Consider the following 18081-nt stretch of genomic DNA (forward strand, 5'->3'; position numbering starts at 1 on the left):
TTCCTGATAATAAAATTGCCTGCTACACGCGGCATCCGCGTCGCGCTACTGGTGTTTTAGCGAAAGCGTTGGGACAGCCGTTATCGGTATCAATTTCGTCGCCGAATAAATAATGACGAAAACGAAATCACATTATCATTGGTTTCATATTAATCAAGCGTTGAAAAGCGCTAAAAAATAACATTTACAAAAAACAGCCCGAATGGATACGAGCTGATCAGTGTGAGGTTATTAATGGTAGGAGAAAGCGGGTCAGGCGCGGGTGGCTTCTATCATCATAATGTCGGTGACAAAGGAGCCGTCTACCTGTACGTCAAAATGCTGTACCACCTCGTGCGCCAACGTTTTTTGCAGTTCGCGAATCGCGGTAGCGAAATGTTCTGGCGTACGCATACGGGCAATCCAACTGCTGAATTCCAGCGTCAGCCTATCGCTGGTGACGTTACGCACGATAAACCCGGCTTCCGTAAACAGACTCAGCCACTCGCCCGGTGCGTAATTACGCACGTGTGAAGTGTCGCGCTGCTTGTCTATACTGACTTTTATCTGTATTTTTATACAGTATTGTGAGAGGACCAGTATGCGCAAAATCATTCATGTTGATATGGACTGCTTCTACGCAGCAATTGAGATGCGTGATAACCCGCGCCTGCGCGATATTCCTCTGGCGATTGGCGGGAACGCCGATCGTCGTGGCGTCATCAGCACCGCTAACTATCCTGCCCGATGTTACGGCGTCCGCAGCGCGATGGCGACGGCAACGGCCTTGCGTCTGTGTCCTCACCTCACCTTGTTGCCTGGGCGTATGGAGGTGTATAAGTCCACCTCGTGCCAAATCCGCGATATCTTCGCCCGCTACACGTCGCTTATCGAACCGCTTTCTCTGGATGAAGCCTATCTGGATGTCACCGATAGCCCGCACTGCAACGGTTCGGCGACGCGCATCGCCGAAGAAATCCGTCGAACCATCGCGGATGAACTGAATCTGACCGCCTCGGCGGGGATTGCGCCGATCAAGTTTCTGGCGAAGATCGCGTCTGAGTTAAATAAGCCGAATGGACAATATGTGATTACACCCGAGCAGGTGGATGATTTCCTGCTGGCGCTGCCGCTGGAGAAAATCCCTGGCGTCGGGAAAGTGACGGCGAAACGACTGGAAGAACGCGGCCTGTACACCTGTGCGGATGTGCGCGGATATGCACTGGCGGACCTGCTTAAAGAATTCGGCAAGTTTGGCCGCGTGTTGTGGGAGCGATGTCAGGGGATCGATGAGCGACGAATTTCACCGGATCGGTTGAGGAAGTCAGTCGGCGTGGAGAAGACGCTGGCGCAGGATATCCACGACTGGGAACAGTGTGAATGTCTGATAGAACAGCTTTATCAGGAGCTGGAAGTCCGCCTGAAACGGGTTAAGCCCGATCTGCATATTGCGCGTCAGGGGGTAAAGCTCAAGTTTGATGATTTCCAGCAAACGACGCAGGAGCATGTGTGGCCGATATTGAATAAACAGGATCTGTTGAAGATCGCACAACAAACCTGGCAGGAGCGGCGTAAATCCAGAGGCGTCCGGCTGGTGGGGCTACATGTGACGCTGCTCGACCCGCAAATTGAGCGACAACTGGTGTTTGATTGGGGATAAAGAGGTGTGGTTGAGGATAAAAAAGGCGACATCTCTCTGTCGCCCTGTGTTTTACTCGTGTGCGTTTTATTCGTGATCGATCAGGCGCGTGGCGGAATCGCTTTCAGCAGTTCTGTCAGCAATTTCCAGTACAGGTCCACGCTGCCGATATGAACTTGTTCATCCGGCGAGTGCGGCCCGGTGATGGTTGGCCCGATAGAAACCATATCCATCTCTGGATAGGGCTTCTTGAACAGACCACACTCGAGACCGGCGTGAATCACCATGATGTTCGGCGTCTTGTTGAACAGTTTCTGATACGTTTCGCGCACCAGCGCCATAACTGGCGAATGCGCATCCGGCTGCCAGCCTGGGTAGCCGCCTTTCGGTGACGTTTTCGCGCCAGCCAACTGGCCCAGCGACGTTAGTGTGCCGACGACGGCGTCTTTACCGCTGTCGATCAGCGAACGAATCAGGCAGATAATTTCCGCGTGGTCGTCTTCCATCGTCACAACGCCCAGATTCAGTGACGTTTCCACCACACCTTTGACTTCGTCGCTCATGCGGATCACGCCGTTTGGCGTGGCATTGAGCAGCGCCAGCAGGCGATCGCGGCTGTCCTGCGTCAGCGGGTGTTCATTGCTGTCGCAGGCTTCCACTAGCACGGTCAGGTTTTTCTCAACGGCGGATAGTTCATTTTTCAGCACCGCCAGATAGTCCTGGCTCAGCGTTTTCAACTGCTCGACGTTAGCGGCTGGCAGTGACAGCGTAGCGAAGGCTTCACGAGGAATGGCGTTACGCAGCGTCCCGCCGTTCAGGCCGAGAATGCGGATATCCAGCGCTTTCGCCTGCTCGAACAGGAAACGTGCCAGCAGCTTGTTGGCATTGCCCAGTCCTAGATGGATATCGCAGCCGGAGTGGCCGCCTTTCAGCCCTTTAATCGTTAGTTTCAGCGTTTGGTGACCGGCTGATGGCATTTCGCGCTTGAGCGGCAGACGGGTAATGAAATCAATACCACCGGCGCAACCCATGTAGATCTCGCCTTCTTCTTCCGAATCGGTATTGATCAGGATTTCGCCCTGAAGCCAGTTTGGTTGCAGGCCAAACGCGCCATCCATTCCGGCTTCTTCCGTCATCGTCAGCAGCACTTCCAGTGGGCCGTGCTCGACGTTCTGATCGACCAGCACTGCCAGCGCAGAGGCCATACCAATGCCGTTATCCGCGCCCAGCGTGGTGCCGCGTGCTTTCAGCCATTCACCGTCAACATAAGGCTGGATCGGATCGGTAGTGAAATCGTGTACGGTGTCGTTGTTTTTCTGCGGCACCATGTCCAGATGCGCCTGCAACACGACAGGTTTGCGATTTTCCATACCTGCGGTTGCCGCTTTGCGCAGCAGAATATTGCCAACTTGATCGCGCTCGGCATGAATGCCTTTCTCTTTAGCCCATTCCAGAATGTGTGCGGCCAGCGCTTCTTCATGATAAGACGGATGCGGAATGGAACAGATCTTGGCGAAAATATCCCACAGCGGCTGGGGGGAAAGTTGAGACAATTCAGACACTATTTCAGTCTCCTTTTTAGCGGCAAGCCTTCGCGTTCTGGCGGGCAGGGCTATAGGTTAAAAGTTAATCGCGGTTAGCCACATAACATGGCGTGTCACAACAGAATATCATTTTCCATCAAAGCAGGGGAATTGCCGTCGGCCCTGCTTGATTTTTCCTGCTGCAATATGAATCACCGGGCTTAGCAAGGCATCGGTTGACGGGAAAAACTCGGTTCTCACGTTGAGAAAAACTGGTTTTTATGTTGTTGGCTATCTATAATCTCGCGCAACCTTTTTCCCCCCCTCAGACTCAAATTAAGCCGATTTTTATCCGGCTGGGATATATTTTATGAGCGAAAAGTACGTCGTAACCTGGGATATGTTGCAAATCCATGCCCGCAAACTGGCACAGCGTTTACTGCCTGCCGATCAATGGAAAGGCATCATTGCCGTAAGCCGCGGTGGTCTGGTTCCTGGCGCGCTGCTGGCGCGTGAGCTGGGCATTCGTCACGTTGATACCGTTTGCATCTCCAGTTATGACCATGACAACCAGCGCGAAATGAAAGTGCTGAAGCGCGCCGAGGGAGATGGCGAAGGGTTTATCGTGGTTGACGATTTGGTTGACACAGGCGGTACGGCGAAGGCGATTCGTGATATGTATCCGAAAGCGCACTTCGTGACCATTTTCGCCAAGCCAGCCGGTAAGCCGCTGGTTGACGACTACGTGATCGATATCCCGCAGGATACCTGGATTGAACAGCCGTGGGACATGGGCGTGGTGTTTGTTCCGCCGTTGTCTGGCCGCTAATCGATTTCCACCAATGCCCGGTTTAGCCGGGCATTGTTGTTTTTGATAATTATTATTTTTATCGATAGCGGTTTCTCATCCGCATCATTTCTGCCGCAGGCTTTGATCCGATCGTGTGTTTCTGCCGTTGGTATTTGTCTTCTCTGGCCTGAGTTCGTTACACTTTAGCGGGTGACGAAGAAGTCGTCTGATGTCCGCTAACAGCGGTTTACATTAATGGAGGCTGCTGTGGCGCAAGCTAACCTGTCTGAAACGCTATTCAAACCATCCTTTAAACATCCAGAAACCTCGACGTTGGTCAGACGTACGCGGAATAGTCAGGATGTGCAGGGGCTGCATTCTACGCTGGAAGGGGAGAAGACCCGCAGCTGGTATCGGATGATTAACCGGCTGATGTGGATTTGGCGTGGCGTCGACCCGTGGGAAATTGAAGATGTGCTGTCGCGCATCGCAGCCAGCAAGGCTGATAGAAGCAACGAGCAACTGCTTGATACGGTGATCGGCTACCGCAGCGGTAACTGGATTTATGAATGGGCGAAGCAGGGCGCGGACTGGCAGCAGCGAGCAACAGAGAGCGGCGATGACGCGCAGACCGGTCAGTGCTGGCTGAAGGCCGCCAACCTCTACAGTATTGCCGCGTATCCGCATATTAAAGGCGATGAGCTGGCAGAGCAGGCGCAAACGCTGGCAAACCGCGCCTATGAAGAAGCCGCCAAATACCTACCTTATGAACTCAAAGAACTGACCTTCCCGATTACGGGCGGTGGCACATTGACCGGTTTTCTGCATATGCCATCGCAAGCGAAAGCGCCTTTCCCTACCATTCTGATGTGCGGAAGTCTGGAAATGTTGCAGAGCGATTATCATCGCCTGTTTCAGGACTATTTTGCGCCAGCGGGCATGGCGATGCTGACGATTGATGTCCCCTCTGTTGGATTTTCTTCCCGCTGGAAGCTGACTCAGGATTCCAGTTTTTTGCATCAGCAGGTCTTGCGTGCACTGCCGGAGGTCCCGTGGGTCGATCACTCCCGCGTTGTCGCGTTTGGCTTCCGTTTTGGGGCCAATATCGCCGTTCGGCTAGCGTATCTGGAATCGCAGCGCCTGCGCGGTGTGGCCTGTCTCGGCCCCGTGGTGCACCACCTGTTAAGCGAGCCGACTCGCCAACAGCAGGTACCGGATATGTTTATGGATGTGCTGGCGAGCCGGCTGGGTATGCCGTTCTCGACGGATACTTCGCTGAAAACCGAACTGGGGCGCTATTCGCTGAAAACGCAGGGGCTGTTAGGACGCCGCTGCCCGACGCCGATGCTGGCCGGTTACTGGGAAAACGATCCGCTATGCCCGAAAGAAGAGGCGAGTCTGATTGTGAACTCATCCTCACAAGGAAAACTGCTGCCGGTTAATTTCTCGCCGGTGTACCAGAATTTCCACCGCGCACTACAGCAAATTAGCGCATGGTTGCAGGATAAAGTGTGTTGAACATGATGTATCGATGGCAGGCATAGAATCTGCCACTTTTTACCTATTTTGGGATCGTTGAAGGATGCAATGATGTGGGGAATGTTGTCCCGTCAGCAGCAAAGCCTGCATGACATCTGTGGTTCAGAACTACCGCTGGAAAAGAAAAAACGACAAATCGACCGCTTTCTGTCGCAGGGCGGCAACATCAATGAAAGGCAGCCCCATAGCGCTAATGTACTCGGTTTGCTAACGGTAAGTACTGAAGCACCGGATACGGAGCTGGTTCGTTATCTGCTGGATAAAGGCGCTTTTATTGAACAGCCCGGAGGATTCAGCGCATTGCATAATGCGATCGAGTTTTTCCACCTGGAGCTGGCCGAGCTCTATCTTCAGTACGGCGCTGATGTGCACTACCTCAATTTTTTCAGCAATTCATGGCTGAATTATTTGTATTGTCCGCAGGAGCGTTATACCTATACCGACGATCAGCGTAAGCAAATGCTGAATCTATTGTTGCGCTATGGTTTGGATCTGAATCGTGAAACCATTTTCTGGACATCGCTGGAAACCAGCTTTCCGATCGAGGTCGTACTCTGTGAGAAAGATGTGAGCCTGCTGGAGCACATCTTTCGGCTCGATATCCCGATTCATTTCGCCGAAACCGGCATTTTTGAACGCCTCTTTAACTATAAAAGCGAGTGGCTTCCACTGCCGCTTTTTCAGCAGATCGTGAAACGGGCCGGGGGATCGGCCTATCGTGAACCCGGTGTCATTCTTTCCGAAGACAAGAAAATCCGTACCGATGGATCGCTCTTAGAAATGGCTATTTTTTACGCTGCGGACGAACGCCTCTGTGAATGCTTGCTCGATACCTGCCCTGATATCCGCTGTGACCTAAGCAACTATAGCTTCGTTCTGGATGCTTTGCTTAATCGCTATTCGCTCGACCTGGTGGAGCGGATTATGCAGAAAACGGCTGATATCGATCGTCCGTATTCCCTGTTTATTTCTTCTGGCCGGAAAAAACACGACGGATGGGAGGCGGATGCCTACCCTGACGTTGGTAGCTCGGCCATGATGCAGTTTGTGGACAACCGTCTGATCAAGGCGCTGAGTGAGCCTGATTATTACCCCTATTTTTACGATGCCATGAACCTGTTGCTGCAATACGGCGCATCGCCTCTGGTCGATAAGATGAGCGGAGGACACAGCTATGAAATGCGGAATTGGTCATTGCTTTACCTCGTCTGCGTTGAAATGGTGTCGCAGAATAACTTTCGCCCCGACCTGCTGGATTTACTGGTGGCGCATGGTGCGAACTTCAACGTGAAGAAAAGTGCGGTCAGCGAACCGCTCTGCATTACGCTGCTTCAGCGTGGCTATCGTTCGACACATGAAGAGGTGCTGCTTCAGGTGATGAACTACCTCTACGAACACGGTATGGATTTGCAGGCGACCAATGCCTACCTGATCAACGCGGCGGCGGCGGCGGGAATAGGCTCACGGCCACAGGTTTTACAATGGCTTATTGCGCACGGTGTGGATATTCACACCCTAAGTGGATTCGACAATTCCCCCGTTCTGCATAAAACCATCAGCCTGTATAGCGATGAAGCACTGACGCCGGAGCGGCGTGCTGAAACCGTCGCGGTGCTGCTGGATAACGGCGCGAATATTGATGAGTTCTCGATTGATGAACAATTCACGCCGCTCATGTGCGCGGCTTACTATGGTGAAGCGAAGTGTGCCGAGGTGTTGTTGGCGCGCGGAGCCAATCCGCATGCCCGCAGTGCCAACGGCATGACGCCCCTGCGCTGTGCGCTACACCGCGCCGATGCGGCGGCGGCGCGAACAGTGACCCTGCTTCATCAATATGGCGTGACGGTCGCGCGGGTGGACGAAGAGGGGAACGATCTGCTGGTCCGCTGTATTCGCAATAAACACGAAGCGATGTTTAAAGCACTACTGGAAATACTGTCTCCCAGCCTGGACGACATGCATCGATTGCTGGACTGGTTGGCGCAGGGCAACCGCTACTGCTATTTCTCCGATCAGCTACGCCAAAAGATTGGGCGACTAAGCGCCGCCGGGTCGTCTTCCCATCATTCGTTGCCACGATAAGGACATCGTATATGTTCGGTTCATCTTCCAAAACGGACGCTTTAGAGACGATTTGCTTCTCTGATATCTCTATTAGCAAGAAGCGCAAACAGATCGATCGCTATCTGGCGGCGAAAGGCGACATCAACGCGCTGAGCGATGGGCAAACCGTTCTGCATCAATTGAGTCAGGATCGTGACACAGACGTCGATCTTGTCCGCTATCTGCTGGAAAAAGGCGCGGTTATCGAAACGCCTGAAGGCGAAAGCGCGCTCTTTACCGCTATCACCGCTTATGCTCCTGAGCTTGCTGCGCTGCTTTTACAGCACGGTGCTCGGCTGGATTTTTATGATAATCAGGGACGCGGTTGGTTACACTGCTTTTTTGATCTGCCCGAAAGTCCGGTCTATACCCATGCTCAGCGCAGTACGATGCTGGAGGTGTTGCTGGCAAACGGGTTGGATATCAATCAGCCCGTTCTGTTTCACCCCGAGGCTGAGACATGCCATCCCGTCGATGTTCTGCTGGAAAAGCAGGATCGTTTCTTGTTAATGCGGCTGTTTCAGGCGGATAGCCCGGTGCGCCTGACGGGGACGTCGATACTGGAAACGGTATTTCGGCAGGCCGGCTCATGGATGACGCTGGATGTGTTTCAGTTGATCGTGGCACAGGCCGTCCGCGAAGGGATGTTGGAGTCGGGCTTTACGCTGTCGCTTAATCCCGCCCAGAAAAATCAGGAACAGAAAACCTCGGTGACCTGGCTGGAAATGGCGCTGCACTGCGGCTTACCTGCGCCGTTTTGTTCGTTCTTATTGGATACCTTTCCGGATATGCGCTGCGATGTGCCAGCGTATAGCGTTCTGCTGGATGCGCTGGAAAAGTCGTATCCTCCGGCACTGATAGCGTGTATTACGCAACGGACCACCGACCTCGATCGTCGTTACCCGCTGCGTTTTGAGCAAAACGAACTGGATTATGATGGGGATGAGCATTACGCAGATCACGAGCACTATGCCAGTCAGGGCACGGCGCTGGCGCAATATCTTGTGCTGCGAGCCAAAGCAGCCGTGACAGACAGTCGCGCCCATCGCGTGTTTTCTTCCTCTCTCGCATACCTACTGGAATCAGGCGCTTCTCCCAATATTGGCTATACGCTATGGGAGGATGACGGCGACACGCCGACGACGTGGCCTGCGCTCTACACGCTCTGTGAGGTGATGGTTGCTACCGGACAATATCATGCTGATTTGCTCGATCTGCTGATCGCGCACGGGGCTGATTTCAATCAGCAGAATGTGCTGCAAGACAGGGGGGCGCTTCCGCTGGGGGTGGCGCTGCTTCTGTATTTACAGTCCAGCCCGCATGAAAGCGTGCTGCTTGCACTCTTCCGGCATCTGCATGCCTGTGGGATGAACCTGCATAGCATGACACCAGACGGGATGAACATGGCCTATGCTGCCGCGACAGGGTGTCGTCCGCAGGTGCTGAACTGGCTGATACAACAAGGTGTTAGCCTGTATGTGGAAACGGCGAGTAACCTTGCGCCGCCGCTGCATCGCGTGATGGATAATGCGGCAGTGACGTTCGAAAGACGTAAAGCAACGCTCGAGGTTCTGCTGCAACAGGGCATGGAGAAAGACATCGTGTGGGGCGAGCCCGCGATGACGCCGTTGATGCTGGCGGCGAAACAGGGCGCGCAGCATTGCCTTGAGGTGCTACTGCAATATGGCGCTAATCCGAATGCGCGTGCCACAGACGGAATGACACCCGCGCTGTGTGCGATAACGAGTCGTCGCTCCATTGATTTCCCGCCTCGCCCTGAATCGGTGTCCGCCCGCATGCTGGCGATATTGCATGCCTACGGTGCGGATCTCTGCCAAAGCAATGACGATGGCGTAACGCCACTGTCGCTCGCCGTGCAGGAGGAGAAGAAAGAGATCTTTGAAGCGCTGCTCAGGCTGACGTCGTTTACAGAGGAACAGTTGCGAAGCGTGCTGGACGGCAAGCATTCGGTTCACGCTTATTTTGCTGAGCGTCTGCAAACGCTGCTGGCACTGCCTGCGCCACATGCTGAAACAGGGCTTTCACGCTTTGCCGTGCAGCGTCAACCCGCCGCATAGGAGCACGTCGGTGTAGAAGCAGAAAAACCGGGCGTCGGGCACCTGACGCCAGGTGGTTGATAAATTGCCATTCTCTGCTAAAAAGAAGGTTCAACCAAAGGAGATCGTAGATGATATTACCGAGTGGACACTCCAAAAGCCGGCTTATAAAAAATTTTACGGCACTGGGACCTTATATACGCGAAGCGCAGTGCGAGAATACTGGGTTCTTCTTTGATTGCCTGGCAGTCTGCGTCAACATCAAGCCCGCACCGGAAAATCGCGAGTTCTGGGGCTGGTGGTTGAATTTGGAAGATACCGGCGAAAATTTTACTTATGACTATCACTACGGTCTGTTTGATAAACAGGGCAACTGGCGTGAGGAGAAAATCAAGGACAAAGCCGTGATGGAACAGGTGGAAAATGCCAAACAGGCTTTCCATGTCCGACTGGAGAAACTGCTGCACTCGCTGGAACCCGCCTGTACCCTCGTCGAACGACCGTGATGCTTCCCTAACGATCCCCGATTTATTCGCAGGTTTTCGCGTTGTGCCTGTTGGCATAACGCGTCTGTCCTGCTACAACATTTTCCTTATTCTTATTTTTTGACATCCAACGGCAGAGAAATTATGAGCGGCAGCCAGACTTTGGTTGTGAAACTGGGCACCAGCGTGCTAACCGGCGGTTCGCGCCGTCTTAACCGCGCCCACATTGTTGAACTGGTGCGGCAGTGCGCGCAGCAACATGCGGCAGGGCATCGGATTGTTATTGTCACCTCAGGGGCGATTGCCGCTGGTCGTGAACATTTGGGTTACCCCGAACTCCCGGCCACGATGGCGACCAAACAACTGCTGGCCGCCGTGGGTCAAAGCCGCCTGATTCAACTGTGGGAACAGTTGTTTTCTATCTACGGCATCCACGTCGGGCAGATGCTGCTAACGCGTGCGGATATGGAGGATCGTGAGCGTTTTCTCAACGCGCGCGACACCATGAGGGCGCTGCTGGATAACAATATTGTTCCAGTGATTAATGAAAACGACGCCGTTGCCACCGCCGAAATCAAAGTGGGTGATAACGACAACCTGTCTGCGCTGGCGGCGATTCTGGCCGATGCGGATAAGCTGCTGCTGCTAACCGATCAGGCCGGGCTATTCACCGCCGATCCGCGCAATAATCCGGATGCGGAGTTGATCCGTGAAGTGACCGGCATCAACGATGCGCTGCGCAGCATTGCCGGTGACAGCGTATCTGGTCTCGGAACGGGCGGTATGTCGACCAAATTGCAGGCTGCCGATGTGGCCTGCCGCGCGGGGATCGACGTGGTGATCGCTGCAGGCAGCAAGCCAGGCGTTATCGGCGATGTGATTGAGGATATCTCCGTCGGAACGCGTTTTCATGCGCTGGATGCGCCGCTGGAAAGCCGCAAACACTGGATTTTCGGCGCACCGCCAGCGGGGGAAATCACCGTCGACGATGGCGCGCTTTCGGCGATTCTCGAACGCGGCAGTTCGCTGCTGCCGAAAGGCATTCGCAGCGTGGAAGGAAATTTCTCTCGCGGTGAAGTGATCCGCGTGCGTAGTTTGGTTGGGCGCGATGTGGCGCATGCCGTGACGCGTTATAACAGCGATGCGCTGCGTATGATTGCCGGACACCACTCTCAACAAATTGCCGAGATTCTTGGCTACGAATATGGTCCGGTGGCTATCCATCGCGACGATATGATTATTAATTAAGGAGTTCGCGATGCTTGAACAAATGGGTAAAGCGGCAAAAGCGGCCTCTTATCAGTTGGCGGTTTTGAGCACGGCTCAGAAAGATCGTGCGTTGCTGACGATTGCGGATTTGCTGGAAGCCGAGAGTGCGGTGATTCTGGCGGCTAACGCGCTGGATTTAGCTGATGCGCGCCAAAATGGCATGAGTGACGCATTGCAGGATCGTCTGCTGTTGACGCAGGAACGGCTGAGTGCGATCGCCAGCGATGTGCGTCAGGTATGCCGCCTGACCGATCCGGTAGGGCAGGTGATTGACGGTAGCATGCTGGATAACGGCCTGAAGCTGGAACGTCGCCGCGTGCCGCTGGGCGTGGTTGGTGTGATTTATGAAGCGCGCCCGAACGTCACCATTGACGTTGCATCCCTGTGCCTGAAAACGGGTAACGCGGTGATTCTGCGCGGTGGCAAAGAGACGTACCGCACTAATGCGGCGACGGTAAAAGTGATTCAGCAGGCGTTGTCGCAGTGCGGCCTGCCTGCTACGTCGGTGCAGGCGATTGAAAGCCCGGATCGTGACTTGGTTAACCAACTGCTGAAGCTGGATCGCTACGTGGATATGCTGATTCCGCGCGGTGGCGCAGGCCTGCATAAGCTGTGCCGTGAACAATCGACGATTCCGGTCATTACCGGGGGCATTGGCGTTTGCCACATCTATGCTGACGACAGCATCGATTTCGAAAATGCGCTGACCGTCATTGAAAGTGCCAAGGTGCAGCGTCCTAGTGCCTGCAATAGCCTGGAAACGCTGCTGGTCAACCAACGTATTGCTGACCGCTTTCTGCCTGAGCTGAGCAAGAAAATGGCGGCGGCAGGTGTGACGCTCCATGTCAGTCCTTCAGCGATGCCTTACCTGACTGGTGGCCCGGCAAGCGTCGTTGCGGTGGAAGAGGCCAACTACAACGATGAATGGCTCTCTAACGACCTGAACGTTACGCTGGTGGACGATCTCGATGCGGCGGTTGCCCATATTCGCGAACATGGTACGCAGCACTCTGATGCGATTCTGACGCGTTCATTGAGCAATGCAGAACGCTTCGTGCGTGAGGTGGATTCTTCAGCGGTGTATGTCAACGCGAGTACGCGCTTCACCGACGGCGGCCAGTTTGGTCTGGGCGCAGAAGTGGCGGTCAGTACCCAGAAGCTGCATGCACGCGGCCCAATGGGGCTGGAAGCGCTGACCACCTATAAGTGGATTGGTTATGGCGACGATTTGATTCGCGCCTAATCGATTAACGGCTGCGCATGTCAAAAAAGATATGCGCAGCGTTATTTTCACGCCATTTTTTACTTCAGTCTTTTTTGTCTGAATAAGAAATATCATTACAACTGTAATTTTTTTCTGTGTTGTATGTACTCAAATTAAAATGTAATACAACAATAGATACGCAATAAATAAAGTCACCATATTATAAGAATATCCTCCAATAGTAACAGGTCATGCTTTGTGCGACGTTTCACAAACACATAACCTGTCTTACCATCGGAGGATAAAGGGTAGTAATTTATCTTCTGTTACAATGAGGCGTTATTGACTATTAACGCTGGTGCTTCTCTGCCGCGTTGTGGATTGAATCAGCGGTTTCGCTGGCCTGTTTTTCCGCACGACTATTAAAATTATCCGCTTTAGTTTTGGCGTCAGACCAGCCTTTTTCGGTATCTTTTCTGGTTTCAGCTTCTCTGGATTTCACATCGGTTTTGACTTTGTCTGCCTTTTCTCTGGCTTCTGGCTCCCTTGACTTGAGATCCGCTTTGAAATTATTCGCTTTTTCCCTTGCCTGGGATTCATGTTCATGCGTCTTAGTTCGTGCTTCTGATGCTTTCTCTCTTGCTTCAGCACGATCGTGGCTAAGAGCTGATTCCGCTGACGCCCGGGCGGAATCCAGGTCATTTGCTGCCGCCATGCCAATGTAACTGGTTCCTAGTAATAAGCCTAAAAACAGTGGTTTCATATTCATGGTCTATTTCCTCTTACCGCTCGTATGACTACGCTAATAACAGTCTTGTCGTCGACAATGTATTATTGAAAGCTTCACGTCAAGACAGCCTCCTTGTTGTCCTGACTGTTTAAGTAGAGCAAAATAGAAAATAAAAAGAATAGGAGTTTATCTTAAATAGTACATATGTATTTTGTTATGTATTGCATTTATAGTGGAAAGGTAAAAAGATATTTTTATTGTAAATATCACTTTCTATAAAAAGGAATATTTACCTCAAAGCGAGACGGCGTTTTCCTCTCATGAGGAACAGCCTTTCTGGTACTTCATACGAAGAAGATGGTGGATTAGGATACGTGGCGCACAGCGCGTTCGTTAAGCCGAAAAGCTATAGCGTATGGTGTTATTAGTACGGAAAATTATCAGAATTGCCGTATCAACGTAAGGGTGATGATAAAATCGGCAGACGATCGCCAAACGCTTGACTTGACGTACCATTGTCACTAATTTGTCACCCCGTAGTTCACGTCTGGTTCTCGCCACGACGATCCCAAAGCCGATATAGCTCAGTTGGTAGAGCAGCGCATTCGTAATGCGAAGGTCGTAGGTTCGACTCCTATTATCGGCACCATAAAATCAATGAGTTACGAAATCCTCTTTCATAAAATCTTCCCGTTTTCCCTCTCGCGTACTTACTGGCGTACTTATTTAGCACGGTATAGCCCTTTACCATAATATCCCCCCTGAAAGCATTAGCCTTTGACCGTTGGCTGAAATCTGGTTGTTGCATATAGTGGTGTAACGACATAAAAACCGGGCAACATAATGACAAAAACAGAAAAAATGCTGACGTTGCGAAAGTGGTTCAACCCAGATAACTATGACGCCTTGCTGGATCTTACCGTGGAAGAGCTGCGCCAGGAGTTCAGGTACAGGCAGAACATGTTTTACTCTCTGGAAACGGCTATCGAGAGGCAACGCGAGAATCTCAACTATAAAGAGGAAGAACTGATTTTCTCTGGTCAGCCTGTCCTTACCGCTTCGCTAGGTGAAAATAAACTCTCTGTTGGCGAACATAACCTTGAAAGCGATCAACATGTCAGACTTTTCCCTGTCGGGTGGCTTTACCAGCTTATGGATGTGATACGCAGAAGCAAAATCGTTCCTTTGGATGAGTTCGGGCGTCCTGAATCTGATTCACCCTACAACCGCTATCCGGCCTCGTGGTTCTGGGGAAAACTGCACGAATCACAGAAAGGACGAATGATATTCCATATCAACCTGCGAGGTTCAACGGATGATGAAATCCTGGAATCCATGCGTTACCTGTTACCAAAGTGGCGTAAAGCAACCGGGGTGAAGCTAATCGACGGAAAGCTGGCGCTTAATTTTGGTGAGGTGATGATTAAGAAGCTGGTGGATTTTCGCATAATCCCCTTGCTTGATTTGCTGTACTGGTCAGGGCGTAACGAGATAAAACTGAGTGATGCCGAGCTATCTGCACTCATATACCGGGTAGGGATCGATGTGGTTCGTGGTGACTCCCAGATCAAGGAAACCGATAAACCGATGGCCCTTAAAGCCAAAACATACCATTTTGATAATCAGTTTATGGCTTTTTTGTATAAAAACAGATACATGATGGATATGAAAGTATCCGCTATCGTGGATAAGCTCAATCAGGAACAGGAAGAACGAGAAGAAAAGAGAAAGTCAAGGGATAAGGAATAAAAAATATTTCCTGGTAAAACTTGAAGGAGAGCGTTTCAGACGCCCTCCTTTTTTTTGGTCCATTTTTTAGCATGGCTATTCGCAATATCATTCTTCACATCAAAACAACAAAGGAGAAAAAAATGAACCAAAACTATGAAAGTTTTATTCGTCTGTCAGAAGTAATAAAAAGAACAGGTATAAGCCGATCAAGCATTTATCGTCTGGTAAACAAAAATAAGTTTCCTGCACCAGTAAAAATAAGTGAAAAGACCATTGCCTTCATCGAGAGAGAAGTAAATGACTGGATTGAAAACCTGATCAATTCTTCACGCAATAAGGCAGCATAATTTAAATTAACATAAAAAAAAGAGGTATCTATGAGTACACTAATTAAAAAAGCAACAAGAGAAATGGATAAACTGGACTGGGGTTATTTAGATATATTAGCAGAGTATTTATACACACCGCACTGGATAGCCGATTTTGACGATAAAAAGAGCAAGTTTTACAATATAATCATAATCTATCGTGATCTTGATCGCTTTGGTCAGGAATCACTGAAAAGCTATCTGGCGTATAGAAAAAATAAAATCATTTCAGAGCGTTAATAATATAACAGCAGATTTTAAAAATGGTGAGTAAACGCCATATGGCTGGCGTTTGCCTGAAATAAAAATTGGAGAGACAAAGATGAAAACATTTTATATAAGAAGCTTATGTTTTAAAATTGAAGTAAATGTTTTAGATGAATTTTATGAAGAGGAACTAAGACGTGCAGTAAAGCGAGGTTTGGATAAATGGATTGCGGATACAGGGATCTGGAAACGGACAAACAAACAGAAAAAAGCATCTGACAAGATAGCTTTACAGGATTATTTAAATAAATATGCGATCAAGGAATCGCATGTTAACGCAGTAGAGGTTAAAGTAAAGATCGTGTGGGAAATGCCGTGGGCTAGGCAATAGTGTGGAACAGCCCGAAATGGGCTTTCTTACGGTTTCTATACCAAAAAGTGCTACTGAATCTGTTGTATCTGTCGCTTCTCACTTAAGAGGTCAGCCTCAACATTTGGCAGGAGTGTGGCATAACCGCTTTGTAGTTTGTTATTGGCTGATGATACTGATGTATTAGACAGGTTATTCCGTCCACATCATTATATTCGTTTAATATGGCTGTTATTACTTTATTTAGCATTATGATTTTCCTTATTGTTATGTAGAAGGCAACTGAAATTCTGGGAGATCCCAGTCTTCCATATAAAATTCATTATTTTCTTCGTTGCCTTTATCCTCTGATCTTTTTGGAGGAGGGTTTAAAACAGGTGTGGTTGATTCAGCCTGATCATGAGAAGCGAGCTTCTCTGTTTCTGACTGGCTCTCATTAATATCGTTCTCTGAATGGTAAGAGTAAACATTATGAAAAACCGGGTTGTCGTCAACATTGAATACTTGTGCTTTCTGAACGTTAGGGCGCTGTTTTTCGTTAATTGTATGATACTGACCTTTGAGAAAAATATTTGAGTTCATGAAAAGATCTCCGTCTTTGTCAATGATAATAGCTTTGCTTTTGAGCTTTTTGAAAATAATAGACATGTTGAATTTATTTACTTAAAGTGGACGGTTCTCCACTTTTGGTAACTCAGAAAAACGATTTTCTTAATTGTATTATTTAGAACCCTGCACAACATAAGGTTGTGCCTGTGGGGTTCATGGAAAATTAAGGTTTCCTTTATTCAGTAACAAACAACATAACAGTGCATTTGCTTCTTTGCCTTTGATGGCAGTCAGCAATGCCTGTATGGGCGGATTGCTATTGGTAACGTTCTTCTGAGCTACGTGCTCGCTTGCTCACACTACGCGAAAATTAAAACCTTGGATAAATGGCTGGTCTTGATTGAGCTAATGCGCTCAATCGCTAAAACCTGGCTCTCGCCCTTTTGATTTAAATTGTGAGAATGTTTTTCTTCACCTGATGAAGAAAATGGTTTCAACAGAAAATCTATGCTATTTAAGTCGTCAGTGCGCGTGAGCGCATAGCGGTTTTGCTGACAGAGGAAGCAAAATCAAGACAGCTTCCTTTATCAAAGGGTTTTGATTTTAAAGCAGCACATGAGCAAGCGAATGTGCTGCACAGAAAAACTAATTAAATAACAAACCATCAGTCCCTGGCCTGCTGGTTGCCCCTAAAAGGCAAAGAAGCAGAGGCCAAAGGTTTTGTGTTCTGATTGTAAAAGAAAGAAGAAGCAAGAAAAGTGAACCCCAATGACACGGCAAAACAGCCGTGTAGGGTTACTTAAAATAAAAGAAAATCGTTAGATTTTTTTATCTCGTAAAAACAATACAGTTCATCTCTTGCTTCGCTCTATATAAATAATGAAGAAGAAAACTGCCCTCAGACCGCTTTAAATAAGGATCGTTACTGTCAGGACTTGCGGATTGAACTGTCAGGATCGGTAATGTAAGCTGTCATTATTTTACTGTTTTCTGATAGTTAAAAAATAAACTGTCAAGAATACTATTCGCATTGGAACTTTAAGTATCGATAAATAAAACTTGAAATGGCAAAAATAAATTTGATTTTGACACTTGACATATTTTATTCTGATGTTAACACGTAACTTATCAATCAAATAAAAATAATAAAGGAGATAAATATGGAAGATTGTGATGACAATTTTGCTACTGCCAAAGGTAATGAGACATTGAGTTTAAGAAAATCAAGGCGAGGATTACCACGATATACAAAGAATCCTTTCTTGCAAACAACAAGTAATAATACAAAGAGTGGATCTCGCAGGATTACAACAGGAAGCGATCGTTTGTTGGTTATTAATGAAGATACAGGAGAACAGTTAGCAGGTGCTGGTTTTTTTCAGTGGCAGGAGGTTGATAAAACACAGTTTTTAAAACTCTATATAAACGGAGTAAAAGCGTTAACAGAACTCACGGGTGCGGGAACAAAGGTTTTTGAAATTCTATAGGCTTTGTTGAATAAATCGAACTTTTGCTCAATCTCAGGATCAGATCACGCA

General features: G+C 49.6%; 15 protein-coding genes, 1 tRNA gene and 2 pseudogenes. 14 read left to right on the forward strand and 4 right to left on the reverse strand.

The features are described from left to right. Nucleotides 1-252: 252 nt before the first annotated feature. Nucleotides 253-525 (reverse strand): annotated as a pseudogene (locus ACKQAD_RS18125) (SAM-dependent methyltransferase); the annotation flags it as partial. A 55-nt stretch (nt 526-580) separates the two neighbouring features. On the opposite strand from ACKQAD_RS18125, the gene dinB reads away from it, so the two are divergent. Then, nucleotides 581-1639, forward strand: a complete 1059-nt coding sequence (dinB, locus tag ACKQAD_RS18130; protein WP_409161396.1) for a DNA polymerase IV — start codon at nt 581-583, stop codon at nt 1637-1639. Nucleotides 1640-1719: 80 nt separating this feature from the next. On the opposite strand, the gene pepD is transcribed toward dinB, so the two are convergent. After that, nucleotides 1720-3180, reverse strand: coding sequence for a beta-Ala-His dipeptidase (pepD, locus tag ACKQAD_RS18135; RefSeq protein WP_409161397.1), 1461 nt, complete (start codon nt 3178-3180; stop codon nt 1720-1722). Nucleotides 3181-3511: 331 nt separating this feature from the next. Between pepD and gpt the strand changes: the two genes are divergently transcribed. From gpt to proA, 7 genes are all read left to right on the forward strand, one after another. Further along, nucleotides 3512-3970, forward strand: coding sequence for a xanthine phosphoribosyltransferase (gene gpt, locus ACKQAD_RS18140; RefSeq protein ID WP_409161398.1), 459 nt, complete (start codon nt 3512-3514; stop codon nt 3968-3970). Nucleotides 3971-4198: 228 nt separating this feature from the next. Next, nucleotides 4199-5449 (forward strand): esterase FrsA, encoded by a 1251-nt coding sequence (gene frsA, locus ACKQAD_RS18145; RefSeq protein ID WP_409161399.1) that lies wholly within the window; start codon nt 4199-4201, stop codon nt 5447-5449. 69 nt (nt 5450-5518) lie between these two features. Then, nucleotides 5519-7552 (forward strand): ankyrin repeat domain-containing protein, encoded by a 2034-nt coding sequence (locus tag ACKQAD_RS18150; RefSeq protein WP_409161400.1) that lies wholly within the window; start codon nt 5519-5521, stop codon nt 7550-7552. 11 nt (nt 7553-7563) lie between these two features. Continuing rightward, nucleotides 7564-9651: an ankyrin repeat domain-containing protein gene (locus ACKQAD_RS18155; RefSeq protein WP_409161401.1), complete on the forward strand. Its 2088-nt coding sequence runs from the start codon at nt 7564-7566 to the stop codon at nt 9649-9651. 110 nt (nt 9652-9761) lie between these two features. After that, the gene (gene crl, locus ACKQAD_RS18160) at nt 9762-10136 is read left to right on the forward strand and encodes a sigma factor-binding protein Crl (RefSeq protein WP_409161402.1); all 375 of its coding nucleotides are present in this window, start codon (nt 9762-9764) and stop codon (nt 10134-10136) included. 123 nt (nt 10137-10259) lie between these two features. Beyond that, entirely contained in the window at nt 10260-11363 is a 1104-nt protein-coding gene (gene proB / locus ACKQAD_RS18165) for a glutamate 5-kinase (protein ID WP_409161403.1), read from the forward strand. Nucleotides 11364-11373: 10 nt separating this feature from the next. Then, a complete protein-coding gene (proA, locus tag ACKQAD_RS18170) occupies nt 11374-12627 on the forward strand; it encodes a glutamate-5-semialdehyde dehydrogenase (RefSeq protein ID WP_409161404.1) in 1254 nt (417 codons plus the stop codon). A gap of 310 nt (nt 12628-12937) precedes the next feature. Here proA and ACKQAD_RS18175 read toward each other — a convergent pair whose 3' ends face one another. Continuing rightward, nucleotides 12938-13357, reverse strand: a complete 420-nt coding sequence (locus tag ACKQAD_RS18175; RefSeq protein WP_409161405.1) for a hypothetical protein — start codon at nt 13355-13357, stop codon at nt 12938-12940. 534 nt (nt 13358-13891) lie between these two features. Here ACKQAD_RS18175 and ACKQAD_RS18180 point away from each other — a divergent pair. The 5 genes from ACKQAD_RS18180 to ACKQAD_RS18200 all read left to right on the forward strand — a co-directional run bounded on the left by ACKQAD_RS18180 (nt 13892) and on the right by ACKQAD_RS18200 (nt 16015). Continuing rightward, a tRNA-Thr gene (locus tag ACKQAD_RS18180) sits at nt 13892-13967 on the forward strand. Nucleotides 13968-14161: 194 nt separating this feature from the next. Then, nucleotides 14162-15067, forward strand: a complete 906-nt coding sequence (locus ACKQAD_RS18185; protein WP_409161406.1) for a DUF6387 family protein — start codon at nt 14162-14164, stop codon at nt 15065-15067. 122 nt (nt 15068-15189) lie between these two features. Further along, nucleotides 15190-15396 (forward strand): helix-turn-helix transcriptional regulator, encoded by a 207-nt coding sequence (locus ACKQAD_RS18190; RefSeq protein ID WP_409161407.1) that lies wholly within the window; start codon nt 15190-15192, stop codon nt 15394-15396. A 30-nt stretch (nt 15397-15426) separates the two neighbouring features. Then, entirely contained in the window at nt 15427-15657 is a 231-nt protein-coding gene (locus ACKQAD_RS18195; protein WP_127353487.1) for a hypothetical protein, read from the forward strand. An 82-nt stretch (nt 15658-15739) separates the two neighbouring features. After that, nucleotides 15740-16015, forward strand: coding sequence for a hypothetical protein (locus ACKQAD_RS18200; RefSeq protein WP_409161408.1), 276 nt, complete (start codon nt 15740-15742; stop codon nt 16013-16015). 246 nt (nt 16016-16261) lie between these two features. On the opposite strand, the gene ACKQAD_RS18205 is transcribed toward ACKQAD_RS18200, so the two are convergent. Beyond that, nucleotides 16262-16642, reverse strand: coding sequence for a hypothetical protein (locus tag ACKQAD_RS18205; RefSeq protein ID WP_409161409.1), 381 nt, complete (start codon nt 16640-16642; stop codon nt 16262-16264). Between the two features lie 1061 nt (nt 16643-17703). Between ACKQAD_RS18205 and ACKQAD_RS18210 the strand changes: the two are divergent. Next, nucleotides 17704-18027, forward strand: a pseudogene (locus ACKQAD_RS18210) (hypothetical protein); the annotation flags it as partial. Between the last annotated feature and the right edge of the window lie 54 nt (nt 18028-18081).

The organism is Pectobacterium artocarpous (genome assembly GCF_046159765.1).
In the GTDB taxonomy this organism is placed as follows: domain Bacteria; phylum Pseudomonadota; class Gammaproteobacteria; order Enterobacterales; family Enterobacteriaceae; genus Pectobacterium.

Coding starts and splice junctions, on each gene's coding strand:
- dinB (WP_409161396.1), top strand. CDS start 581: ATGCGCAAAATCATTCATGTTGATATGGACTGCTTCTACGCAGCAATT.
- gpt (WP_409161398.1), top strand. CDS start 3,512: ATGAGCGAAAAGTACGTCGTAACCTGGGATATGTTGCAAATCCATGCC.
- ACKQAD_RS18150 (WP_409161400.1), top strand. CDS start 5,519: ATGATGTGGGGAATGTTGTCCCGTCAGCAGCAAAGCCTGCATGACATC.
- ACKQAD_RS18155 (WP_409161401.1), top strand. CDS start 7,564: ATGTTCGGTTCATCTTCCAAAACGGACGCTTTAGAGACGATTTGCTTC.
- crl (WP_409161402.1), top strand. CDS start 9,762: ATGATATTACCGAGTGGACACTCCAAAAGCCGGCTTATAAAAAATTTT.
- proB (WP_409161403.1), top strand. CDS start 10,260: ATGAGCGGCAGCCAGACTTTGGTTGTGAAACTGGGCACCAGCGTGCTA.
- proA (WP_409161404.1), top strand. CDS start 11,374: ATGCTTGAACAAATGGGTAAAGCGGCAAAAGCGGCCTCTTATCAGTTG.
- ACKQAD_RS18175 (WP_409161405.1), bottom strand. CDS start 13,357: ATGAATATGAAACCACTGTTTTTAGGCTTATTACTAGGAACCAGTTAC.
- ACKQAD_RS18185 (WP_409161406.1), top strand. CDS start 14,162: ATGACAAAAACAGAAAAAATGCTGACGTTGCGAAAGTGGTTCAACCCA.
- ACKQAD_RS18190 (WP_409161407.1), top strand. CDS start 15,190: ATGAACCAAAACTATGAAAGTTTTATTCGTCTGTCAGAAGTAATAAAA.
- ACKQAD_RS18195 (WP_127353487.1), top strand. CDS start 15,427: ATGAGTACACTAATTAAAAAAGCAACAAGAGAAATGGATAAACTGGAC.
- ACKQAD_RS18200 (WP_409161408.1), top strand. CDS start 15,740: ATGAAAACATTTTATATAAGAAGCTTATGTTTTAAAATTGAAGTAAAT.
- ACKQAD_RS18205 (WP_409161409.1), bottom strand. CDS start 16,642: ATGTCTATTATTTTCAAAAAGCTCAAAAGCAAAGCTATTATCATTGAC.